Annotated in this window: 40 protein-coding genes; 3 read left to right on the top strand and 37 right to left on the bottom strand. The window is 70.7% G+C overall.

The window, feature by feature from the left end; all coding sequences use genetic code 11:
• Positions 1 to 73: 73 nt before the first annotated feature.
• The 37 genes from BUE41_RS28310 to BUE41_RS28155 form a co-directional block, all read right to left on the bottom strand.
• On the bottom strand, positions 74 to 1,471 hold the full coding sequence (locus BUE41_RS28310; protein ID WP_073460410.1) for a replicative DNA helicase: 1,398 nt from the start codon (positions 1,469 to 1,471) through the stop codon (positions 74 to 76).
• A gap of 214 nt (positions 1,472 to 1,685) precedes the next feature.
• Positions 1,686 to 2,093, bottom strand: a complete 408-nt coding sequence (locus BUE41_RS30555; RefSeq protein WP_143172427.1) for a hypothetical protein — start codon at positions 2,091 to 2,093, stop codon at positions 1,686 to 1,688.
• Positions 2,094 to 3,198: 1,105 nt separating this feature from the next.
• Positions 3,199 to 3,660, bottom strand: a complete 462-nt coding sequence (locus tag BUE41_RS28300) for a single-stranded DNA-binding protein (protein ID WP_073460436.1) — start codon at positions 3,658 to 3,660, stop codon at positions 3,199 to 3,201.
• A complete protein-coding gene (locus BUE41_RS28295; protein ID WP_073460408.1) occupies positions 3,660 to 3,878 on the bottom strand; it encodes a helix-turn-helix domain-containing protein in 219 nt (72 codons plus the stop codon). Before BUE41_RS28295 ends, BUE41_RS28300 begins: the two co-directional genes overlap by 1 nt.
• On the bottom strand, positions 3,875 to 4,084 hold the full coding sequence (locus BUE41_RS30550; RefSeq protein WP_143172426.1) for a hypothetical protein: 210 nt from the start codon (positions 4,082 to 4,084) through the stop codon (positions 3,875 to 3,877). The genes BUE41_RS28295 and BUE41_RS30550 overlap by 4 nt, the downstream gene beginning before the upstream one ends.
• Complete coding sequence (locus BUE41_RS28290) at positions 4,081 to 4,302, bottom strand: hypothetical protein (protein WP_073460407.1); 222 nt, start codon at positions 4,300 to 4,302, stop codon at positions 4,081 to 4,083. The genes BUE41_RS30550 and BUE41_RS28290 overlap by 4 nt, the downstream gene beginning before the upstream one ends.
• Positions 4,302 to 5,120, bottom strand: coding sequence for a helix-turn-helix domain-containing protein (locus BUE41_RS28285; protein WP_073460406.1), 819 nt, complete (start codon positions 5,118 to 5,120; stop codon positions 4,302 to 4,304). Before BUE41_RS28285 ends, BUE41_RS28290 begins: the two co-directional genes overlap by 1 nt.
• A gap of 133 nt (positions 5,121 to 5,253) precedes the next feature.
• A complete protein-coding gene (locus tag BUE41_RS28280; protein ID WP_073460405.1) occupies positions 5,254 to 5,505 on the bottom strand; it encodes a hypothetical protein in 252 nt (83 codons plus the stop codon).
• Complete coding sequence (locus tag BUE41_RS28275; protein WP_073460404.1) at positions 5,502 to 5,897, bottom strand: helix-turn-helix domain-containing protein; 396 nt, start codon at positions 5,895 to 5,897, stop codon at positions 5,502 to 5,504. The genes BUE41_RS28280 and BUE41_RS28275 overlap by 4 nt, the downstream gene beginning before the upstream one ends.
• Positions 5,894 to 6,790, bottom strand: coding sequence for a recombinase RecT (locus BUE41_RS28270; RefSeq protein ID WP_073460403.1), 897 nt, complete (start codon positions 6,788 to 6,790; stop codon positions 5,894 to 5,896). Before BUE41_RS28270 ends, BUE41_RS28275 begins: the two co-directional genes overlap by 4 nt.
• On the bottom strand, positions 6,787 to 7,722 hold the full coding sequence (locus BUE41_RS28265; RefSeq protein ID WP_073460402.1) for a YqaJ viral recombinase family nuclease: 936 nt from the start codon (positions 7,720 to 7,722) through the stop codon (positions 6,787 to 6,789). Before BUE41_RS28265 ends, BUE41_RS28270 begins: the two co-directional genes overlap by 4 nt.
• A complete protein-coding gene (locus tag BUE41_RS28260) occupies positions 7,719 to 8,570 on the bottom strand; it encodes an exonuclease domain-containing protein (protein WP_234997636.1) in 852 nt (283 codons plus the stop codon). Before BUE41_RS28260 ends, BUE41_RS28265 begins: the two co-directional genes overlap by 4 nt.
• Positions 8,567 to 8,755, bottom strand: a complete 189-nt coding sequence (locus tag BUE41_RS28255; protein ID WP_073460401.1) for a hypothetical protein — start codon at positions 8,753 to 8,755, stop codon at positions 8,567 to 8,569. The genes BUE41_RS28260 and BUE41_RS28255 overlap by 4 nt, the downstream gene beginning before the upstream one ends.
• Positions 8,752 to 9,099 carry a hypothetical protein gene (locus BUE41_RS28250; RefSeq protein ID WP_073460400.1) on the bottom strand — a complete coding sequence of 116 codons (348 nt, stop codon included), beginning with the start codon at positions 9,097 to 9,099 and terminating at the stop codon, positions 8,752 to 8,754. The genes BUE41_RS28255 and BUE41_RS28250 overlap by 4 nt, the downstream gene beginning before the upstream one ends.
• Positions 9,096 to 9,263 carry a hypothetical protein gene (locus tag BUE41_RS30965; RefSeq protein ID WP_159444984.1) on the bottom strand — a complete coding sequence of 56 codons (168 nt, stop codon included), beginning with the start codon at positions 9,261 to 9,263 and terminating at the stop codon, positions 9,096 to 9,098. Before BUE41_RS30965 ends, BUE41_RS28250 begins: the two co-directional genes overlap by 4 nt.
• A 7-nt stretch (positions 9,264 to 9,270) precedes the next feature.
• The gene (locus BUE41_RS28245) at positions 9,271 to 9,531 is read right to left on the bottom strand and encodes a hypothetical protein (protein WP_073460399.1); all 261 of its coding nucleotides are present in this window, start codon (positions 9,529 to 9,531) and stop codon (positions 9,271 to 9,273) included.
• Positions 9,528 to 9,905, bottom strand: coding sequence for a hypothetical protein (locus tag BUE41_RS28240; protein ID WP_073460398.1), 378 nt, complete (start codon positions 9,903 to 9,905; stop codon positions 9,528 to 9,530). Before BUE41_RS28240 ends, BUE41_RS28245 begins: the two co-directional genes overlap by 4 nt.
• A gap of 251 nt (positions 9,906 to 10,156) precedes the next feature.
• A complete protein-coding gene (locus tag BUE41_RS28235) occupies positions 10,157 to 10,762 on the bottom strand; it encodes an HNH endonuclease family protein (RefSeq protein WP_073460434.1) in 606 nt (201 codons plus the stop codon).
• A gap of 61 nt (positions 10,763 to 10,823) precedes the next feature.
• The gene (gene dcd / locus BUE41_RS28230) at positions 10,824 to 11,426 is read right to left on the bottom strand and encodes a dCTP deaminase (RefSeq protein ID WP_073460397.1); all 603 of its coding nucleotides are present in this window, start codon (positions 11,424 to 11,426) and stop codon (positions 10,824 to 10,826) included.
• Positions 11,416 to 12,063, bottom strand: coding sequence for a DUF2493 domain-containing protein (locus BUE41_RS28225; protein WP_073460396.1), 648 nt, complete (start codon positions 12,061 to 12,063; stop codon positions 11,416 to 11,418). Before BUE41_RS28225 ends, dcd begins: the two co-directional genes overlap by 11 nt.
• Positions 12,060 to 12,326 (bottom strand): hypothetical protein, encoded by a 267-nt coding sequence (locus tag BUE41_RS28220; RefSeq protein WP_143172424.1) that lies wholly within the window; start codon positions 12,324 to 12,326, stop codon positions 12,060 to 12,062. Before BUE41_RS28220 ends, BUE41_RS28225 begins: the two co-directional genes overlap by 4 nt.
• Positions 12,316 to 12,663 carry a hypothetical protein gene (locus tag BUE41_RS28215; protein WP_073460394.1) on the bottom strand — a complete coding sequence of 116 codons (348 nt, stop codon included), beginning with the start codon at positions 12,661 to 12,663 and terminating at the stop codon, positions 12,316 to 12,318. Before BUE41_RS28215 ends, BUE41_RS28220 begins: the two co-directional genes overlap by 11 nt.
• Entirely contained in the window at positions 12,644 to 13,387 is a 744-nt protein-coding gene (locus tag BUE41_RS28210; protein ID WP_143172423.1) for a hypothetical protein, read from the bottom strand. The genes BUE41_RS28215 and BUE41_RS28210 overlap by 20 nt, the downstream gene beginning before the upstream one ends.
• Positions 13,384 to 13,575, bottom strand: a complete 192-nt coding sequence (locus BUE41_RS28205) for a type I-E CRISPR-associated protein Cas6/Cse3/CasE (protein ID WP_073460392.1) — start codon at positions 13,573 to 13,575, stop codon at positions 13,384 to 13,386. The genes BUE41_RS28210 and BUE41_RS28205 overlap by 4 nt, the downstream gene beginning before the upstream one ends.
• Before the next feature lie 57 nt (positions 13,576 to 13,632).
• Entirely contained in the window at positions 13,633 to 13,767 is a 135-nt protein-coding gene (locus BUE41_RS32570) for a hypothetical protein (RefSeq protein ID WP_268794565.1), read from the bottom strand.
• Positions 13,764 to 14,363, bottom strand: coding sequence for a hypothetical protein (locus BUE41_RS28200; protein ID WP_073460391.1), 600 nt, complete (start codon positions 14,361 to 14,363; stop codon positions 13,764 to 13,766). Before BUE41_RS28200 ends, BUE41_RS32570 begins: the two co-directional genes overlap by 4 nt.
• Positions 14,360 to 14,668, bottom strand: a complete 309-nt coding sequence (locus BUE41_RS28195; protein WP_143172422.1) for a hypothetical protein — start codon at positions 14,666 to 14,668, stop codon at positions 14,360 to 14,362. Before BUE41_RS28195 ends, BUE41_RS28200 begins: the two co-directional genes overlap by 4 nt.
• A gap of 74 nt (positions 14,669 to 14,742) precedes the next feature.
• A complete protein-coding gene (locus BUE41_RS28190; protein WP_073460389.1) occupies positions 14,743 to 15,003 on the bottom strand; it encodes a hypothetical protein in 261 nt (86 codons plus the stop codon).
• Complete coding sequence (locus BUE41_RS30545; protein WP_143172421.1) at positions 15,003 to 15,317, bottom strand: hypothetical protein; 315 nt, start codon at positions 15,315 to 15,317, stop codon at positions 15,003 to 15,005. Before BUE41_RS30545 ends, BUE41_RS28190 begins: the two co-directional genes overlap by 1 nt.
• A gap of 37 nt (positions 15,318 to 15,354) precedes the next feature.
• Complete coding sequence (locus BUE41_RS28185) at positions 15,355 to 15,675, bottom strand: hypothetical protein (protein WP_073460388.1); 321 nt, start codon at positions 15,673 to 15,675, stop codon at positions 15,355 to 15,357.
• 85 nt (positions 15,676 to 15,760) lie between these two features.
• On the bottom strand, positions 15,761 to 15,985 hold the full coding sequence (locus BUE41_RS28180; protein ID WP_073460387.1) for a hypothetical protein: 225 nt from the start codon (positions 15,983 to 15,985) through the stop codon (positions 15,761 to 15,763).
• 197 nt (positions 15,986 to 16,182) lie between these two features.
• Positions 16,183 to 17,322, bottom strand: coding sequence for a DNA polymerase III subunit beta (gene dnaN, locus BUE41_RS28175; RefSeq protein WP_073460386.1), 1,140 nt, complete (start codon positions 17,320 to 17,322; stop codon positions 16,183 to 16,185).
• Positions 17,319 to 17,510, bottom strand: a complete 192-nt coding sequence (locus BUE41_RS28170) for a hypothetical protein (protein WP_073460385.1) — start codon at positions 17,508 to 17,510, stop codon at positions 17,319 to 17,321. Before BUE41_RS28170 ends, dnaN begins: the two co-directional genes overlap by 4 nt.
• Positions 17,511 to 17,527: 17 nt before the next feature.
• Complete coding sequence (locus tag BUE41_RS28165; RefSeq protein WP_073460384.1) at positions 17,528 to 17,785, bottom strand: zinc finger domain-containing protein; 258 nt, start codon at positions 17,783 to 17,785, stop codon at positions 17,528 to 17,530.
• Positions 17,782 to 18,021, bottom strand: coding sequence for a hypothetical protein (locus BUE41_RS28160; RefSeq protein ID WP_073460383.1), 240 nt, complete (start codon positions 18,019 to 18,021; stop codon positions 17,782 to 17,784). Before BUE41_RS28160 ends, BUE41_RS28165 begins: the two co-directional genes overlap by 4 nt.
• Complete coding sequence (locus BUE41_RS30960; protein WP_159444983.1) at positions 18,018 to 18,185, bottom strand: hypothetical protein; 168 nt, start codon at positions 18,183 to 18,185, stop codon at positions 18,018 to 18,020. Before BUE41_RS30960 ends, BUE41_RS28160 begins: the two co-directional genes overlap by 4 nt.
• 104 nt (positions 18,186 to 18,289) lie before the next feature.
• Positions 18,290 to 18,712, bottom strand: a complete 423-nt coding sequence (locus BUE41_RS28155) for a helix-turn-helix domain-containing protein (protein WP_073460382.1) — start codon at positions 18,710 to 18,712, stop codon at positions 18,290 to 18,292.
• A 157-nt stretch (positions 18,713 to 18,869) separates the two neighbouring features.
• Here BUE41_RS28155 and BUE41_RS28150 point away from each other — a divergent pair, with 157 nt between their 5' ends.
• The 3 genes from BUE41_RS28150 (at position 18,870) to BUE41_RS28140 (ending at position 20,241) form a co-directional block, all read left to right on the top strand.
• Complete coding sequence (locus tag BUE41_RS28150; protein ID WP_159444982.1) at positions 18,870 to 19,316, top strand: helix-turn-helix domain-containing protein; 447 nt, start codon at positions 18,870 to 18,872, stop codon at positions 19,314 to 19,316.
• A complete protein-coding gene (locus tag BUE41_RS28145; RefSeq protein ID WP_073460380.1) occupies positions 19,313 to 19,735 on the top strand; it encodes a helix-turn-helix domain-containing protein in 423 nt (140 codons plus the stop codon). The genes BUE41_RS28150 and BUE41_RS28145 overlap by 4 nt, the downstream gene beginning before the upstream one ends.
• Before the next feature lie 110 nt (positions 19,736 to 19,845).
• On the top strand, positions 19,846 to 20,241 hold the full coding sequence (locus BUE41_RS28140; RefSeq protein WP_073460379.1) for an ImmA/IrrE family metallo-endopeptidase: 396 nt from the start codon (positions 19,846 to 19,848) through the stop codon (positions 20,239 to 20,241).
• The last annotated feature ends 2 nt before the right edge of the window (positions 20,242 to 20,243 follow it).

Below are 20,243 nucleotides of genomic sequence, written 5' to 3'. Positions count from 1 at the left end.
GGTGTGGTTCCTCCGAGGGGTGTGGCGGCGTGGTGGGGAGCGGCCGCGCGGGTTGCTTGTTTCTCGCGAGAGACTAGCGAATCTTGGCGTGCGGGTGGTATCGGCCGCTCCCTGTTGGTGTGGGGGTGGCCCCGGCGTGGGGGTGTGGTTGGTCGCCGATGCGGGCGTAGTGGGGCAGCCAGGGTAGGTAGACGGATCCGGTTTGGCCTTGCCGCTGTTTGGCGATGATGATCTCGATTTCGTAGCGGCGGTTTTCGTCGTCGGGTGTGCGGTGGAGCAGCCACACGTTGTCGGCGTCTTGTTCGATGGCGCCGGATTCGCGCAGGTCGGCGAGGCTGGGGCGGCGGTCGGTGCGTTGTTCGGGGTTGCGGTTGAGTTGGTGGAGGGCGACGACGGGTACGTGGAGTTCTTTGGCGAGGAGTTTGAGGCCGCGGCTGATGGCGGCGACTTGTTCTTGGCGGGTGGTGTTGCGGGTTTCGGCGGGTTTGATCAGTCCGAGGTAGTCGATCACGAGTAGGCCGAGGCCGAGGGGGTTGCGGGCGTGGTCGCGGGCGTGGGCGCGGATTTGGGCGACGCTGAGGTAGGGGTCGTCGCATACGGCGAGGGGGAGTTCGCGGAGGTGGCTGGCGGCGCGGTGGACGGCGTCCCAGTCGTGGTGGTTGAGGCGGCGGCGGAGGAGTCGGGTGAGTTCGACGCCGGCGAGGTTGGCGAGGATGCGGTCGGTGAGTTCGGCTTGGGTCATTTCGAGGCTGACCATGAGTGCGTGGTGGCCGGCGAGGGCGGCGGCGAGTAGGAGGTTGCAGGCGACGACGCTTTTGCCGGTGGCGGGGCGGGCGCCGACGATGGTGACGGTGCCGGGGCGGAGGCCGCCGGTCATCATGCGGTCGAGTTCGGGCCAGCCGGTGGGTAGGGCGGGTTCTTCGTCGCTGGCGTAGCGCTGTAGGGCGAGGTCGGCGAGTTGGATGGCGTCGAGGGCGGTGTTGCCGGTGCGGGCGTGTTGGGCGACTTCGTCGAGGGTTTGGCGGGCGCGTTCGACGATGTCGGCGGGGTCGCTGTCGGGGTCGGTGTAGGCGAGTTGTTGGGTGCGTTGGCCGGCGGCGAGGAGGCGGCGGCGGATGGCTTTGTCGGCGACGATTTCGGCGTAGTAGCCGGCGTTGGCGGCGACGGGGGTGTTGTGGAGGAGGTCGGCGAGCCATGCGGCGCCGGTGAGGCCGTTGTGGCCGAGTTTGGGGAGGCGGTCGCCGAGGTGGCGGGCGACGGTGACGGGGTCGACTTCGGTGCCGTTGTCGCGCATGCGGAGCATGGCGGCGTAGAGCTCGGCGTGGGCGGGTCGGTAGAAGTCGTCGGGGTTGAGGTGTTCGGCGGCGGTGTCGAGGGCGGTGGGGCTGGCGAGGCAGGCGCCGAGGAGGGCTTCTTCGGCGGTGAGGTCGTGGGGTGGTTGGAGTTGGTTGGGGTGTGGGGTGGCGGTCACCGGGTGGCTCCGTTTCGGCTCTGATTCGCTCTGTGACGGCCGCTTCGGTGGGGGTAGCGCCATTCCACCCGCGGGTGACGGGTTGGGCGCGTCTACGGCGAAGCTAGGCTGGTTTTTGGGGGGTGCTTGGGTGGGGCGCCTCTCGCCGCTCGCGAGCGACGGGCAACGCGGCGGCGGGGCCGCCCCACCCGAAAGGGGCCGACCCCCGGGGGGGTCAGGTGGCCACGACGCGCGCCGCAGCGCGCTTCCGCAGCACCGCCACCGCCCGAGCGTGCCGGTCGGCGTGCCAGCGGCCGGACTCCTCCGCCCACCACTCCCGGATCGCGTCCAACCCACCGGCGGCCACCTCGGCAGGCGGCGGCGGAGGCTCTTCCAGCCCCAGCAGGTCGTCGATCTGCTCGCGGGTCAGCTGCACCTGCTCGTCCGGGGTGTCCGGCCCCACCTCCGGCAGCGACGAGGGCGCCGGATCAGGCACGGCGCGCAGCGGGCGGCGGGGCTGGGTGTCGAGCAGCCACAGCTCGAAAGCCGCGTCGGGGTCGGCGATCACGCGGCCCTTGGCCTTGGCGTAGGCGCGGAAGCGACGTGCTTCGCGGTCGGCGTCGAGGCCCCGCTGGGTTGCCAACTGACGGTGACGGTCCGTGGGGAGCCAGTCGCTCGGTATGTATGTGTTGTCCGAACTTGCCCCGCGCGCGACTGAAGCTTCCTTCGGAACTGACACACATACTCCCTTCCCTTCCCTTCCTTTCCTTTCCCGCAGTGAGTCGCTCCGTGAGTCGCTCACTGAGTCGCTCACTGAGGAATTGTCACGCTCCGTAAAGCGATTTGGAGGGGTTGTCACGCTCTGCTGAACTTCGCTCAGTGAGTCGCTCCGTGAGTCACTCACTGACTCACTCACTGAGTCGCTCACGGAACCACTCAGTGAGTCACTCACTGACTCACTCACGCCGTACGCCAAACGGGCGACAGCAGTGGCCACCGACGCCGGCTGCCGGAACTCCTCCACCGCCCGCCCACGACGCGCCAACGAACACGCAGCGTGAGCAACAGCGACGTTCGTCGGGTAATCACTCCCCTTGCTCGACCGCGGCACGATCCGATCCACAACCAAGTTCAGGTGCTCCAACGGCACCCCATCCACCACACCCTCCAACGGCTCCCGCGGAATCTCCTCCCCACACAAGTGACACAGCCAACCGTCCCGCTCGGCATACATCCGCACCACCGCCGGATCACCCAACGGCGGCGGCGTCAACCGACCCGGCGTCGGCCGATTGATCCGCTGATGCCGCCGAAACCGCACGATGTAGCCGATCAACTGCCGCGCCACCCCAGCCCGGTACACGAACACCAACCCCAGCTGCTGCAGCTGGTCCATCAACCCGGACACATCCTCAACGCTGATGTCGTCGTCGTAGGCGAACGCGATCGACTTCAAATGCTCCGGCGACCACCGCACCAACCCCTCGTCGTCGGCCGCGCTCCACGTGGCCAAGAACAACAACCGCGCGAACGGGTGCAACGCCCCGATCTTCTCGTCGTGCCAGAACTCAGGCTTGAACGTACGGATCCTCATCGCGCACCGACCTTCCCGGTCGAGCTGGTGACAAGGCGGGGAGCGTGTGTCACTGCTCGGCCTCCTTCTCGATGGCCTTAAGTTGTGAGATGCGGGGACATATGGATGTGCGGGCCCACAGCTCACGCGGGCCCGCACCGACGGTCAGGGCAGATCAGAACGGCGGATCGTCATAGCCGGCAGGCGCCGCCGACGACGCGCCCCACGGGCCATCAGCGCTGCCGCCGGACCGACCCGCACCGCCGCTGCTACCGGCGGCCTTGGCAACCGTGGCGGTGGCGTACCGCAAGCTGGGGCCCACCTCGTCAACCTCCAGCTCCACGACGGTGCGCTTCTCCCCCTCGCGGGTCTCGAAGGACCGCTGCCGCAGCCGCCCGGTCACGATCACACGCATGCCCTTGGTCAGGCTCTCAGCGACATGCTCGGCAGGCTGCCGCCAAATGTTGCAGCGCATGAACAACGGGTCGCCGTCCCGCCACTCCCCCGTCTCGCGGTCGAGAGTGCGCGGGGTGGACGCGACGGTGAAACTCGCGACAGCAGCACCAGTGGTGGTGAACCGCAGCTCCGGGTCGGCCGTCAGGTTGCCGACGATGGTGACCTGAGGCTCCCCAGCCATCACGCGGCCCTCCGCGCGTAGATCCGCTCGGTGACGATGGGGCCACCGGCTCGCTGCCGGGCACGCCCGTTCACCAGGTCGCTGACGTAACCGAGGGAGATGTTGTAGCGAGCGGCGATGTCAGCGAGCGCCTTACCAGCGGCGCGCATCTCACGGATGGCGCGCACGTCGGCGTCGTCGAGGCGGCGCCTCGGATGCGGGTGGCGGGTGAGGGTCATGCAGCTCTCCTACGGTGGTCGTTGTTGCTGGTGTCGGCGGCGTTGACCTCGTCGATGTCGATGAGGTGCCGCCACTTCCAGTTGGGGCGGTTGTGCTCGGGCAGGAAGAAACAGGGGGCGCACCGGTCGAACCCCGGGGTTGCGCGCCGCCACCAGCAGTGGCGACAGATCCGGCCGGCCGGGGTGCGGGGTTGCGTGTCGCTCATGACGCGACCCCCTGCTGATCGCGGGGGCGCACGGTCCAGCTGAGGCCGTCACGGGTGGTCAGCCGCCATCCGCCGTCGACGGTGGGCTGCATGATCACGCCGCCGATCTCGACGACGTCCCGGTGCACGGTGGCGTCGACGGGCACGTAGGCGGGCCACCGCGCACCAGCCTTGATGAAGATCGCGGCATAAGTCTGGGCGCGCTCGACCGGGTCCATCAGGCCACCTCCAGCAGTCGGTCCGGGATCTGCAGCTGGTGGCGGTTGCGGTACAGGTAGGTGCGCAGCGACGGGGCCTGCACGCCGAGGTGCTGGGCGACCCGCTCGACGGTCATGCCGTAGCCGAGCAGGTGCCGCAGATCCTCCTCGATGATCTTGGCGTGGGGGTGTGGGTCGGGGGCGTCGCGGTGCGGCTGCACCTCGGGGTTGTCGATGTCGAGGTCTTCCCACATCAGCGGCGCGACCCAGCCGTGCCGGGCGGCGTACTCGCGGACGCGCCGGGACGGGCCGGGGGTGCCGGACAGCTTCTCGTACACCTCGGCGATGCGGGCAGCGCTCGCGCGGCTGATCTGTCGGTGGCGGCCCGACTGCCACGCCCCGACCCTTGCCGGTGGCATCCCGGCCCGGTCGGCGATGGCGGAGGTGGTCCAGCCGATACGGGCGAGCGCGCGCAGCCGCCGCTGCGTGCCGATCGCGGGCACGAAGTTGCGACGCTGCTCTGGCCGGAAGGGGCATTTGTGGGACGCGAGCCAGTGGTCGTAGAGAGCGTCCCGGCAGCGGCATCCGGCGTGCCGGTAGGCGGTGCTGTCGCCGTGACGCTCGGCGGGGCAGCCGGAGCGGTCGGTGACCTGGGGTGGCTGCTTGGGGCGGGTGAGGGTCCAGGTGGCGGGGAAAGGCAGCTGGACCCGCTTGACCCAACCGGTGATGTGGATGTTGGCCCAGCGGCGGCGGTAGCTGACCTGGCTGATGGTGATCGCGTTGCCGTGCTCGTCGGCCCACAGGTCACCGGTGTGCGGGTGGGCGTGGCGGGTGCTCATCGCGGGCCTCCGGCGGCGATCGCGGTGTCGTGCGCGGCCATCAGCGCCGTGGAGGTGGCGGCGAATCGGGCGGGGTCGAGGCGGGGCATGGCGGTAGGGATCTCCGGGGTGGTGGATAGGGGGTGGCGGTTGATCAGTGGGGGCGGTTGCGGCGCCGGTGCCAGGTGAGCCATTGGCGGCGGGACTGGCTGCTGAGGTGCCACAGCCAGCACGCGGGGCAGCGGTACACCTGCCGCGGGTACTTGCGGAAGCGGCGCTCGCGGGCCAGCTCCTGGAAGTAGCGCAGCTTGGCCTCGGCCAGCTCCCTGCTCGGGTAGGCGACCTTGCCGTAGATGTTGCAGTACATCTGTCTCTGCGCGGGCGCGTGCACGGGCACGGCGGTCATGACGCGGCCCTCCGCTGCGGGTGCGCGGTGGCGCGGTCGATCAGGTGCCGCAGCTCGCCGATGAGCGCAGCGGGGGCGCGGCCGTGCCAGCGCTTCACGATCAGGTGCAGGTCGATCGGGTCGATGCGAGCGTTGGCGGCACCGGCGGGCCAGCGGGGCGGCTGCGCGTCCAGGTCACGCTCGCTGGTGAGCAGCAGCCCGAGGTGGCGGGCGGTGTTGATCGCGGGCAGGCGGCGGCGCACCCCGAGCTTGCGGTAGGCGGAGCGCAGCAGGTCCTTGGTGGTGTCGAAGCCAAGATGGAGCCGGTCGGCGATCTCGCGGGTGGTGAGGCCGCGGGCGGCAATGGTGAGCACCTGCCGCTCGCGCAGGGTGAGCTGTGGCGGTGTGGTCATTCGTCGCCCTCCTCCCCGGGCCAGTCGGGCTCGTCGACGACTTCGCCGTCCACAAAGTCCTCACCGACCACGGGCAGGTCGGACACGTCGATGGGCGGGGCGAACTCGGCGGGCACACCGTTGCCGCTGAGTTCAGGCTCGTGCTGGCCGGCCTCGCGCTCGGCGCGGGCGACCACGTTGCGGTACTCCGCGGAGGTGGGCACCCATTTCGCCAGCTGCCGCACCGCGGACTTCAGCCACATCGCCTCCGGGTGGGTGTTCCACGGCGAGTACTCGCTGTCGGCGCCCTGCGCGGTCTTCTTGATCCGGGCGATGTGGTTGCGGTTGAGCACGACCACCTTGCTGGTCGCACCGTCCTTCATGATCGCGTACGCGTAGACCAGGCGCAGGTCGCCGCGGTGCTCGGCGTCCCAGTCGATCTCGTGGATGGGGCGCTCGTCGACGCCGGGCCGGTACTGGAAGTTGTCGCCGCTGTACACGACCTCGGCGACCACGGACGCGATCGCGCCGGCCCGGTACATCAGCTCGATGATTCCCTGGTAGCCGACGATGCCCAGGATCTCCAGCTGGCCGCCGCGGCCCTTGCGCGGGGTGAGGTAGTACTGCTCGGTGCCCGGTTCCAGCCCGAGCCGGGCGGCGTCGAGCAGGGTGGCGAGGAACTGGGCGGGGTTGTTCTGCGCGGCCACTTCCAGCTCGGTCTTGCCGGTGCGGCCGTACATGCGGCCCTTCTTCAGCGCGCCCTGGGTGACCCGCACCCAGGAGTCGGTGTTGATGTGGGACGGCAGGACGGCGGCGAAATCGGACCGGTACTGAGCGACCAGGGCGCGTGGCCCGCCGCTGTCGCGTTGGGCGACGGCCTTGCTGTGCGCGTCGGTCACGCTCTGTGCGGTCATGCTGCAGTTCCTTTCGGGGTGGCGCTGAATCGGTCGACGACGCCGCGCGCGGCGACGAGGTACGGCACGGCGCCGTCGTGTGACTTGGCTTGGCGGCGAGCGATCAACTGCCCGGCGTAGAAGGCGTCGCGGGCGCGGCCCATGGCGTCGAGCACCAAGGCGGTGCAGCGGCGCCGCTCGGCTTCTGCGTCGCGGTGCGCGGCGAGCGCCTGCAGGTACGGCTCGGCGATGTGGTCGGGCAGCTCGACCTGCACGGGGTCGATGTCCGGGTGTAGCTCCCGCACGGTCTGGTAGGTGGCCTCGTGGCCGTCGATCGGGGGCCGGATCCCCGCCTCGACGCTGTCCAGGAATTCGCGGGCCTTGGCCCGCATGAACGCGACCTCGTCGGGGCTGGCCTCGATCAGGTATTCGCGGTAGTCGTAGCCGGCGATCAGGGCGACGACGTGGCAGCGCTGGAACCCGAAGACGTCCAGGTACCACAGCACCTGCGCCCGGTAGTGCACGGGGATCTCGTCGGTGCCGTCCGGGCCCCACGCGTCACCGCGCACGGCGAACTTGATCTCCAGGATCTCGTCGCCGTCGATGCCGTCCGGGCCGCCGCCCTGCCAGGTGCGCTGGTGGTGGCGGAACAGCCCGAGTGGCCGGAACTGGCGGTTGTGGCGGCGGTTGAACTCCTCCCGGATGGTGGCCTCGTGCAGGCTGCCCCAGTACATCTCCGGGGTCTGCTCGATGTCGCCGACCAGCCCGACCTTGCGGTGCCACAGCGAGAAGGGCGACTCGTAGGGGCTGATCCCGAGGATCGGCGCGACCTCGCTGCCGTTGATCGTGGTGCGGCGGGCCTCGTGCCACTCGGGTGTGCTGGCGGGCCAGGTGCCGACGTAGACGGCGTCACCGACACGGTCACCGGGCCGCAGCTCGACGTCGCGGGTCATGCGACACCTCGCAGCGGCCAGCCGTCGGCGTGGGCGTCGATGGTGTCGGCGCGGTCGAGGACCTGCTGCCGTTCGGTGTCGTCGTCGATACCGGGGACGATCTTGTCGCGCAGGAACTGGGCGAACGAGCGCTGCTGCTCGGCGTACCACCGCGCCTGCGCGTTGTGCAGCTGCTGCAGCGTCATCTGCCCGATCTCCGGGTAGGTGCGGGCGATGCGCCACATCACGCGGGCCGCGCCGAGCGCGTCAGCGGCAGCGTCGTGGGCGTCGCCGCCGAGCTGGACGCGGTAGTGGCGGGCGACGTCGACGAGCTTGCGGGAGCCGCGGCGGTAGCGGTCGACGTGTTTGTCCAGGATCAGCGGGTCGATCACGGGGCCGAGCACCTGCAAGGGGCGGCGCAGGTGGCGGCGCATCTCGTTGTCGGTGATGTCCAGGTCGAAAGTGCCGTTGTAGGCGATCAGTGGCACGGTGCGAGTCCACGCTCGCTCGAGCGCGTCGGCGATCTCGGCGATCACCTCGCGGGCGGGGCGGCCGTGGGTGCGGGCGTGCTCGGTGGTGATGTGGTGCACCGCGGTGGCCTCTTCGGGGATCTCCACGCCGGGGTCGGCAAGCCATTCGGTCACGGCGAGCTGCTGGCCGGGGGTGTAGCGGATCAGGGTGGCGGTGACGATGCGGTCGGTGGCGACCTCCACGCCGGTGGTCTCGGTGTCGTAGGCCACCCACGGGCCCTCGTACCAGCGGGTGTGGCCGTCGTCGTCGCGGCAGTCGCACACGGCCGGGTCGTCGCTGTCCCAGCTGGCGCAGCGGGCGTCGTGGTCGAGCCGCGGCTGCTCGTCGGTGGCGGTCACTGGGTGTCTCCTCGTGCGGCGGCTTCCTTGTGGGCGCGCAGCGCCTCTTGCAGGAAGGCGATGAGTGGCGGCAGGTCGTCGGCGGTGTAGCCGGCACCGGCGACGTAGACGATGTGGCCGAGCTGGTCGGGTGTGGCGCGGTAGATCGCGCCGAGGTCTTCAGCGACGCGGTAGTCGGCGGTCACTCGCCCACCAGCTGATCGCTCGCGGGGATGTCCTGCTCTCCTGCTGCTCGTCGGTGCGGCAGCGGCGGTAGCTCGACGTGGATCGCTCCGGCGGTGGCGCGAGCGCAGCGGTGGGCGGTGGTGACCAGGCAGTGAGCGCAGGACGCGATTCGGCGGCCGTTGAGGTCGCAGCGGATGGCCGCGACGGCGGCCGGTGGTGCGTCGTGGTGGGCGTGCAGGTCGCCACGGCAGGTGCCGAGCTGCAGCCCGTCGACCTCGCGCACGGGGATGGACGGGTGCAGCCCGGCGAGTACGCGCCGAGCACGGCGGGCCTGGTCGCGGCGCGGCAGCGTGGGCGTGGTCATGCGGCCTCACCACCCGGGCGGCGGGAGTCCTCGGCGGCCCAGATGCGCCACTGCGGGAACTCACGGTCGGCGCGGGCGCGCCACTCGGCGAGGTCGATCGGCGGGTTGGTGACCGGCGGCGCGTCGAAGAAAGCGGTGACCTCATCGGGCTCGGGCTCGTACATGGGGTGGTCAGACCTCCGTGGTTGAACCGGTGAACTCGCTGGTCAGGTCGGGGCACGTGGCGGCGTAGGCGGCGCCGAGCAGTTCGGCCTCGTCGCGGGTGGTGCAGTGGTGCAGCAGGGTCTGGCCGCCGGTGGGGCTGGACCAGATCACGTCGGCACCGCCGCCGAGGTAGGCGCGGCGCACGAGCACGGCGGCGCCGCCGTCGAGGTAGTAGGTGGTCTGGAGGCGGTGCCGGATGACGGTGCCGGCCGCGGGGGTGGTGTTCATGCGGTCACCGCCGGCAGGGGCAGGTCGACGCAGAGGGTGGCGGTGTCGGTGTCGGGGCGGGTGTGCAGCTTGCGCACCTCGATGAGCAGGCATCCGCGGCACACGGGGAGCTGGTAGGTGCGGCGGCTTTCGTGGGTGCGCCAGTGGATGAGGTATTCGGCGTCGAGCGGTTCGTCGGGGGTGCAGGTGTCGCCCTCGCAAGGGGCGGGGTCGTCGTCGGTGGTGACGATGTGGGTGGCGACGGTGTAGGGCAGGTCGCGGAGGGCGTCGAAGACGTCCAGGTCGACGCCGGTGAGGTCGACGACGGTTGCTCGTGTCTCGCGGGCGACTGGAAACCCGGGTGCCGTCGTGGTGGTGTCGTACGCTGTTGTCATCGGCCGTCCTAGGTGTCTCAGGGGTGGCGGTCGAGTGGCCGGGGGTGGTGGCTCACCCCCGGCCAACCTGCCCCCAGGGTATCCGAAGTTGTCCGTTTCTGTCTAGCGCGCCTGTCCGCCGCTGGCCCCTGTTCTACCACCGGCCACCCCGCCCACCACGCCTCGACACCCACACACACACACACACCACGGCCCCGCTACCCTGCTCGCGGGCAGCGGGGCCGACAGCGCAACAGCCAGGAACCGACAGCTCACATCGGCAGCTCCTGATCCGGGCAAGTGCCGAGCACACGAGCGATCGCGTCCCGCTCCGGCGGTGTCACCCACAACCGGTAGCGGGTCTTCACCGCGACCTGCCGCGCCACATAACCGCAGCGCGCAGCCTGCAGCGGCGGCAGCCACGTCGCGGCGTCGCCGTCACCCTTGGACCGGTTGACCTCACCCTCGACGGCGACCAGGTTGAGCGGGTCGTTGGCCAGCTGCTCTCGCTCCGCCGGCGACAGCTGCTGCGCCCCGGTCTGCCACGCGTTGGACAGCGCCACCACGTGGTCGATCTGCACATCGTCGCTGGTGTCAGGGCCGCGGCGGAACTCCACGATCCGGCCGGTGTACAGCGACCGCAGCAGACCAGCCACCACGGTGCAGCGGCCGCGCAGCACCGTCCGGTCCAAGTCACGGCGCAGGACATCGTTGCGCTGGTCGCAGCCGTTGCGGTCGACGTCGGCCCAGCGGGCCCCGAACTGGGCTCGGCTGTACCCGGTCTTCGGGGCGCGGCCCTTGACCGGCAGCGCTGCCAGCGCGGCAGCAGCGGTCGTGCCGGTCGACGTGGACGCAGCGACCGGCGCCTCCAGCGCCACGGAGCCGCACCGCACCCCGCGAGCGCCACCACGGCGGCGGCGAGCAGCACCACGCGGCGCATCACCCGGCCTCCCTCATCTCCGCGATGAGCGCCGGCGGCACCGCAGTGAACCGCTGGTGCACCCGCGACAGCACCGGCCCGCGCGGCTGGTGCTGGTAATGCGACCCCACCTCGGCCGACCCATACGGCGCTGCTGCGGGCGCCGACATCTGCTGCAGCGACAACTGAGCGATCCGCATCCCGGGCCACAGCCGCCACGGCCGCGGCGACACATTGACCAACTCCAGGGTGATGTGGCCGCTGAACCCCGGGTCGATGAAACCGGCGGTCGCGTGCACCAGCAGGAACAGGCGGCCAAGGCTGGACTTGCCCTCCACACGGCCCACCACGTCATCCGCCAGCTCGACCCGCTCCAGAGTGGACGCCAACAGGCATTCCCCGGGCTGCATCACGTGGCACGACCCAGCCTGCACCTGGAAGGTGCGGAACACGCCCACGTTGTCGCAGGCAGGGTCAATCGCGTCCGCGCCGCCGCGTAGCTGCGCGAACCGGTCGTCCAGGCGCAGATCGATGCTGGCGGGCTGGACCTGGTCGGGCTCCACCGGGTCGACGACGACCCGGCGGCTACGTAGGGCGTCGAGGATGTGCCAGTCAGCGAGCATCGGTCCTCCCCCGGACGCGGCGCTGCCAGAGCCACCACCCGGCGAACGCGGCCAGCCACACCGCGAGGCACGGCACAGTGACCGGCCAAAACGTGGCCGCGGCGGCGGCGAAGCCCACGCCGATGAACGTCAACGTGGCGGCCTCGGCGGGACCGCGCGCGCCGAGCCACCTCATCAGGGCGGCGGTGAACGCGGGAGCGAGCACCACGAACGTGATACCCGCTCCCCAGATGTACATGTGCTCGGTGATCACAGCTGTCCTTCGGTGACGGATCACGGGGATGCCGGCGCGGCGGGCCAGCTCGATGCAGCCGCGAGTGCCGGGGCTGCGACCGCGTGGGAAAGCCAGACACAGGTCGGCACCGAGAGCGACCATCGACGCGTTGCGGCGGTGCCCCGCCGACGGGCCGTAGCGGCGCCAGTCGGCGGGGTGCGGATCGACCGGCCACCCCTGTCGCGCCCACCAGCGGGCGGCGATGGTGTCGACGCCGCGGGCGGCGCCGTGCACGAGGGTGACCGGCTGGTCGGGGTCGCGCTGCAGGTCCGTCACGGCCTTCTGCAGCACCGACAGGATGATGTGGGCCTGGTGCCATGGCCAATAGCGGCTACCGGTGACCAGGATCCGCGGGATGGTCACGACACCTGCGCCTGCTGCTCGCGGAGCAGGCGCCGCTGCTCCCGCTGCCGGGCGGCACGCTCGCGGCGCAGCAGCTCGGACGCGGTCGACCCGGTGGACGGGTTGAATACCGTCTCGACCTTCTCGTACGGGGCGAGCCCGAGCGCCTGCAGCACGGTCAACACGTCCTCGAGGCTGGTGTCGCCAGGGCGGCGCTGCAGCCGCCACGCCAGGTTCAACGCGGCACGACGCTGGGTGGCCTCGTCCAGCGGTTCAGCGTGCATCAGGGGCGCGTCCACAGGCTCGATGAATTCGCCCATGACAGGGTCCTCCAAGTTGACTTCCTCCCCACGCCTGGTAGTCGCTGTCGATGACGTCGGCGACGCGGCGGACGGTGGCGGCGTGACGGGTGGCGATCTGCGGGATCTGCAGCTTCCGCGCGGCGGTGGTGATCGCCTGGGCGGCCGACTCGGCGCCGGCCGCGGCCGTGGCGATCGCCGCCGCGGCACGACCACCGGACCAGAAATCCATCCGGGATGGTCCGTCGTCGGTGAGCGAGTCACGCAGCGCGAAGATCAGGTCGACGGTGGCCCGGTCGAGCTCAGCAGTCGGGGTGGTCATCGAGGGCTCCTTTCGTGATGGTCCACAGAGCGAGGCTGAGCATCGGTGACCCCAGCCACGGGACCAGCTGGTGCGAGTGGGATCGCCACGCCGCCAGGTCGGCGGGGGTCTTGAGGTAGCGGGGGGTGCCGGTGAGGACGTCGGCGGCGGGGACACCGAGACGTCTCAGTGCCAGCGCGTGACCACGGACGTGGACCCACTCGTCGGGGGTACCGGTCACGGTCACGGTCTCCACACGCACCGCCCACCGGCCACCGCCGCAGTTGATGTCGGAGTACGGGACGACGTGCTTCTGCCCGGACACGGCGACCGACACATGCCACGGTCCCGCGGGTGGGGCGGTCAGGATGGAATCGACGAGCGCGCCGGTGGTGTCGCCGCGCGCCCCGAGGTACAGGCCGGGGGTGTCCTGCAGCCACGCCTTCGGGTTCGATGCCGGCAGGGTCTGGCCGGGGACCGCGACCACGGTCCACATGCGCAGCGTGGCCGGCGGTTTCCCCGAGCAGCACCACAGACATGCAGGGCACACCAGGCTGGTGGTGGCGCGGTACATGGAGCGGTCGGCGAAGTTCGTGCCGAGCGCTTTCCCGGCGTCAGCGGTGCGGGGTACGCGGCGTGCGCAGATCGTGCACACGCCGGGGGTGTCGGTGAGGAGCTTCGCCATGGACGCGACCGGATCAGGCTCGCCGGCGAGGTGGTGGATGAGACTAGTTGATGCGGTCATCGCAGGCTCCTGTCCGTGCTGGCGACGACCAGCAGTCCGCACCCGTAGCGCTTCGCGGGTCCGATCCCGCGGGTGATCAGCTCGGCCAGTGCGGTGGGGTCGGTGACGGCTCCCCACAGGGTGTAGGCGACGCGTAGGTGCACGACCCGGTGCTCGTGGCGCTCGGGGGTGATTCCGGGGTCACTCATGGTGGAGCTCTCCTCTCGGTGAGGGGCGGGCGACGGTGACGCGTAGGTCGTGGGGCATCACGTCTCACCGTCCGGGGCATGGGCTTGGCGGCGGGCGTCGGCGCGGCGAGCGCGGCGCTCCCAGCCCATCTCGGCGGCCCCGGCGCCGCGGTTCGCGTCGGGGTCACCGAAGTGCTCGAACAGCCGGCTCACGACGCCAGCTCCACACCAGCGGGGAAGTCCGGCCACGACACCTTGTCCAGCTGCTGCCGATGCCGGGCCAGCTCGCACGGGATCATCCCGAGGTGCTGCGCACCCATCGACGCGAGCGCCAGCCCGTCCCATTCGTCGTCGGAAACACCCGGGTCGACCTGCGGCCACATCCGCGACATGTGCACCGCGATCGGTGACTTCGACGACGAACCCGAGCCGGTCGCCCACAGCGCGCGCGTCGCAGGCTGCACGATCGCCACCGACACGCCGTTACCGATCATGCGCTCCACGACCGCGCCCCACAGCCACGCCCGATCCCACGCCTGACCACCGAAAGACCCGTAGGACGGGCCCTCGATCACGGCGAGGTCGAGCCCGGGCAACACGCACTCGGCGATCTCGCTCACCACTCTGGCGATGCGGTCGCGCCGCTGCCGGATCGTGGGCTTGGCGCCGCGCGGCAGCTTCGGGGCCACACTGATGACCCGGTGAGTGGTGACGATCATCTGGTCCAGCCCGCTCGTGCTGCGCGGACGGTCCCGGATGACCGCGATACCGGTCGAGGTGAGGCTGAGGTCAAGGCCGGCGACCTTCACGCAGCCACCCCCTCGCGGGCGAAATGGTGGGACAGCTCGTACGCGTCCCACGACTGCGCCTGCTGCCGCCGACGCGGCTTGGTGCGGTCGATCACCAGCCAGTAGCCGGGGTGGATCACCACGTCCTCGCGGCGCTGCCGATCCACCACGATCACGACCTTGCCCCGCTCGCGCTCGGCTGCGAACCCGAGCGCGCGAGCCCACTGCACCATCGCAGCCCTGCACGTGCTGCCGCCGTCGTAGTACATGGCCTGCACGCGGTGCTCGGGGTCGGTCTTGCAGCTGAGCACGACAGGTCGACTCATCTCAGGGTCTCCTCGGGGAGCGGAGGGATCTTCGGGGAGCGCAGCCACGGCCACAGGTGCCGCGTCGTCGGTGGTCACGACTGCTCCAGCCGCTCGACCAGCTCGACCGCGCGGGTGTCGTCGATCAGACCAGCAAGGTCGAGCACTTCGGCGAGTCGCGCGAGGCCGTAGGTGGGCAACCCGACCCGGCTGGGGCCGGTGTGCACGGTGACAGCGATACCGGCCTGGTCGAGCAGCACACCGATCAGGTCGCCGAGCACGTTGTAGCGGTGGTGGCTGTCCTGCAGGGACCGCTCAGGCCCGGCGTCAACGGTGGTGTCGGTGGTGGTGGTCATCAGGGTGTCTCCACAGCCGTGTGGGGCTCGGGCAGGGTGGCGGATGCAGCGGCGAGGCGTCGGGCAATCGCGAGTGCGATGAGCAGCCCCAGCAGCGGCCACGCGACCAGCACGGCGGCAGTGATGAGCAGCGCGGTCACGTCTCGCCCCGCTGCGAACCGTCGAGGCCGTGCAGCAGCTTGCTGGTCTTGTCGGTGGTGGTCATCGGTGTCTCTGGATGAGGTGGTGATCAGGTCGTCGGTCGTGCCGGTGTCGCCGACGTCGACTGCGACACCGCTGCGGCAGGTGCGCTGCGCGCGGTGGATCGCGGTCAACAGGTGCGCGACCCGCGCGGCTAGCCCGGTCCTTCGCTCATCCTTCGACCTGCCAGCCAGGGAAGTACGCGATCACCCGGTAGCGGCCCATCTCGTCCGTGACGGCGGCGTCGGCCAGCTCGGCCCACTTCGCTGCGGTGGCCAGGTCGTCGTCGGCCTGCGCGGTGCCGGTGGCGTAGCCGAACGCGGAGAACAGGCGGGGAAGGTCTTCGCGGTCGACGATCACGCCGAAGCAGGTCGCGCCGTGCATGCCGCGGCCGCTGTAGGTGTCGCACAGCTCGTAGTCGCACAGTCCGGCGGCGTCGAGCACGGCAGCGAGTGCGCCGCGGGAGATCGTGGCGGTGGCGGTGGCGGCCATCGAGGGTGGCTCCTTCCTGATCATGCGGGCGGGGTGGTGGCCGGGGTGGACCCCGGCAGCTGGCAGTACTGCCGGGGCCGGGTGGTCACAGCGCCCAGAGCGGGCACTCGCCCTCGCGGGCGGCGAGGATCCGCAGGCCGGGGATGAGGGCCAGGTCCTCGGCGGCCCTGGTCTTGGCCTCCTCGGCGGTGTCGGCGGCGATGGTGACGATCGCGTGGCGGTCGGCGGTGTCGCCGTCGAGCCGGTAGGCGTAGGCGACCTCCCAGTTCACGATCAGGGGGCGGGGGGCGGTGTCCGTCGCGTCGCTCATGCGGACAGCATAGGACAGTTTCAGACAACTTCACAAGCTAGGTACGAACAACTACAGACGATCCAGCTGGCTGTCGCTCCGCTCTCGCTCCCCCACCGGCCGCACCGGCTCAGGCTCCGACGACCGCGACACAGCAAGCCGCACCAACTCGGCCACAACCCGCGGCAACACCTGCCCCAACCGCTCCGGCTCACCGGTCACGCCGCCACCTCCTCGGGCCGCTCGATAGCGGCCCGCTCCGCATCCGACATCCGCGCCGGCATCACCAGATGCCGATACCCCGGCGTGTCCGACACGACCAGCAGCGGCCGATGCTGCGCATACAGGTGCACCGTCACCTCGCTGGTGTCGTGCGAGGTCAGCGCGTCCCGCAGGTAGCCCGCGTTCAGCTTCACCGCCAGCGGCTCACCCACCAGCCGAGCCGGCGCCCACGACACCGCCTGCCGCCCCTCCCCCGCGGCGGCCACACGGATGCCGTCGACGTCGATCGCGAGCAGCACCCCGTCATTCTCCGCGGCCACCAGCGCCTGCTCGACGGCCTGCAGCAGCGGCTCCCGCTCCAGCACGACGAACCGGTCACCCGGCTCCGGCATGATGCGCCGCCACGCCGGGAACACCGCGTCGATCAGACGACCAGCGAGCAGCGCCGCACCACCGGCCAACCCGAAACCGCTACCCGAGCAGGACACCGCCAATAGCTCGTCGTCGCTGCCACCCGCCCGGGACGCCGCCGTCATCAGCGACGTGGGCACCACCGCCTCCCACGGCTCGCCGCCGTCGGCGGGCGTCCACGAGATCTCCGCGGCCGGGATGCGGTAGCGGTCGGTCGCGGCGAGGGTCATGCGGTCGCCCTCGCACTCGACCTTGACACCAGCGAGGCTGGGCAACGTGACGTCACGGGACGCGGCAGGCAGCACCCTGGCGAGTGCGGCACGTAGGTCGCCAGCCTTGACGTGCCCGACCGGGGCGCCGAGGTCGGGCAACCCCGGGTAGTCGTCGACGGGCAGCAGCGGCAACGACCAGCGCGCCCGGCCCGCGACAGCCTCGACGGTGCCACCGGTGTCAGTGAAGGTGACCTCGGCGCGGGGCGGGATGGTCTTCGCCATCGCGACCAGCAGCTTCCCGGAGACGAGCAGGCGGCCGGGTCCGGTGACGTCGGCACCGATGGTGGCGGTGGCTCGCGTGTTGTAGTCGTAGCCGGTGACCGCGACGCGGCCGTCGCGGACGTCCAGCAGCAGGCCAGCCAGCACGGGTGCGATCGGGCGCGACGGCGTGGCGGTCGACGCCCATTGGGCGGCATCCCGCAGGGCAGCGGCGGTGACGGTGAACTGGGTCATGCCGCCTCCCGCGTGCCGTCGAGGTCGAGCGCCAGCTGGTCGGCGGCGGCCGCCGAGCGGGGCATGGTGGCGCGCTCGGTGACGCGGCCGTGCTCGTCGAGCACCAGCACCGGGCCGCGGCGGTGGAACTGCACCTCGACCACGCCGGACAGGGCCGCAACCGCGGACGTGAACGCAAGATCGGACATCTCAAGGACTCCTCAGGTCAGGCGATCGAACGGGCGGACCCCCGGCCGCCTGCAGGCGGCGCGGGTGAGCGGGCAGGCTGCGCAGCGGCGCCGGTCACGCTGCGGCACGGCTGCCCAGTACGGGCACCGCAGGCGGGGCAGGTGACGGCGAGCGCGGTCGCGCGGTCGCGCTCCTCGACGTCGGCGCCGCAGGTGCAGGCGCCCAGCGGGTCCGGCGCGGTCCAGATGGCGCAGTCGAGCGAGTGCTGCTCGGCGGGCTCAGGTGGGACGGTCACGACGCACCCGCCTCGACCTCGACCGCCGCGGCAGCAGCGGTTTCCGCGGCGAGGGCGTAGCCGATGCTGGCCGAGTGCGGCTCGGCGTCGGACGGGTCCCACACCAGCCCGCCGGCGACGATCGTGCCGACCGGCACGGCGGAGATGCCGCCGGGCACACCAGCGGCGTTGAGGCCGAGCTGCCCGGCCTTGGACTGTGGCTCGGCCGGGGCGACAGTTGGCTGCTCGGCGGTCACCGGCGGCCGTCCTTCGCGTGCGCGCCGCCGATGCCGTTGGTGCGGCGCACCGAGCAGTACTGGGTGACCGGGCGGGCGCCGGGGCGGTCGAGGTGGTGCCGTCCGGTGGTGACGAGGGCGCGCACGATGGGCAGCTGCGCAGTGACGGTGGCGTTGATGGACATGGCTGTTCCCTCTGGGGTTGCGGTGACGACTGCTCGTCGCTCGCGAGTGACGAGCAATGGTGGATGTGAAGAGGTGCCGAGCAGCGCCTGGCGACGGAGTGGGATTAGGACGCCTGCTCGGCGAGCTGTGTCATGTGGAACACCGAGGCCTCGACGCCGAGGCGGCGGGCAAGCCGCCGGGTTTCCAGGGCGGTGGGTTCGGCAAGGCCACGTTCGAGCTGGTCGAGCCGGTCGCGCGACACGCCGATGTCGTGGGCCAGCTTGTCAGCGGAGAGGTTGAGCGCGGTGCGGAGGGTACGGATGACCGGCACCTGTCCGCACAGCACGGCGGGGTCGACGTCGAGCGCTCGAGCGACCAGATCGGTGTAGGCGGGGCTGAGTCGCCGAGAGCCCGCCTCGACGCGGCTGAGGTAGGAGGCGTCGATGCGTGATGCGGTGGCGAGGTCCCGCTGTCCGCGTCGCCTGACGACTCTGACGGCGCGGACGATGTCGCCGCGGGCTCGCCCGTGTGGGGGCAGGGACGGCATGCCGTCATGTTAGGACAGATTCGGACAGGTATCTAGGGCAGCTTTCGCCAACTCAAATGTTTGATGGCTCACATGACGTAACGAACTCTGTTGATCTAACGACATGTGTCCACTTCCGTCTGCCGTTTGTCCATGTCTGTCTGCCATGCTGTGGGGCGTGAGCCTCGGGAAGAAGATTCGTGCCGCCCGCCAGCGGCGCGGCTGGACTCAGGAAGAGCTAGCCGCTCGCCTAGGGGTCGGCATCACGTCGATCAAGAACTGGGAGTCCGACAAGCACGAGCCGAAGTCCGCGCTGGGCCGGCTCGAAGACGAGTTGGGCGTGAAGTTGACAGAGGACACGCGGGAGCCCGCCGTGTCCGAATCCCTCGACGCACGCCTAACGGGCGAGATCGCCACCCGCCTCGCCGAGCGTGCCGCCCGCATCGCGCAGCTGGAGGCCGAGGTGCGCAGGCTGCGCGAAGAGAACGAGCGCCTGCGAAAGCACGGCCTACAGACCGTCGACCTCGGCGAGCAGTGGGCAGCCCGCGATCGAGAGCCCGCCACCAACGGCGCTGACGACCGACACAAAGACGAAGTAGGCGCCGACGGAGGTCCGACGGAGTGAGCTCGGTACAGCGGTACACGTCGCTCGCCGAGTACATCGAGGAACGTCGCATCGCCGCTGGCATCCCGTCTGCCCACGCGCTGGCCAAGCGTGCCGGCGTGTCGCCTGAGACGGTGCGGCAGATCCTCATCGGGTCCAAGCGCACCCCCAGCGAGCGCACATTGGAGAAGATCGCCAAGGCGATCGGAGGCAGCTTGCCGCAGATGCGGCTGCTGGCCGGGGAACCAGCGGGCGAGCCGGAGCCTTTCGTGCTGCCACCGGAAGCGAACAGACTCACCCTGCGGCAGCGGCAGGTGGTGCTGTCGATGATCAGCGCGCTGCTGAACACTCCCGACCCGAGCGAGGGCGAGGACGAGCGTTCGCCGGAGCCGGTGCAGTTGGTCGGCAGACGACGACGGGACACGGACGGCCCAACCTGAGCACGGGCCGTAGCGGCCGATCGGCTCGACGGGTGCACCTGTCCGCACCTGACTGCCGTTGACCGTTCGTGCCTTGACGAGCAACTACTGCCGCGGGTCATGATCCGTCGGTGGCCTCCGACCCTCTGCTCCCCATCCTGATCGGCGCGCTCGAACGGCGCACGATGGTCACGCTCGTGCTCGCTGATGATCTCGACGGCCGGTGCGGGCTGACCAACAAGACAGACGGTGTGGTCTTCCTGGACCGACACAACACGCTGGGCGAGATGCGGGCAACGCTCGCGCACGAGCTGATGCACCTGCTACAGCCGTCCTGGTCAGAGGAGAAGGTCGAGGCCACGGTCTCGGAGATCCTGGTGCCGCTGCCTGCGGCGCTGGCCGCGCAGCGGCACGGCACCTACGAGGAGGTTGCTCGGCGGCTCGGTGTCGACGCACAACTGGTGCGCGCTCGGCTGCGAGCCGCGGGGCGGGAAGCGGTCAACGTGGTCGGCGAGGCCGCCGGGTAGCT

Origin of the sequence: Pseudonocardia thermophila (assembly GCF_900142365.1) — a bacterium.
Lineage (GTDB): Bacteria > Actinomycetota > Actinomycetes > Mycobacteriales > Pseudonocardiaceae > Pseudonocardia > Pseudonocardia thermophila.
Note: the sequence above shows the minus strand (reverse complement) of the source record. Positions and strands in the feature narration are given on the sequence as shown.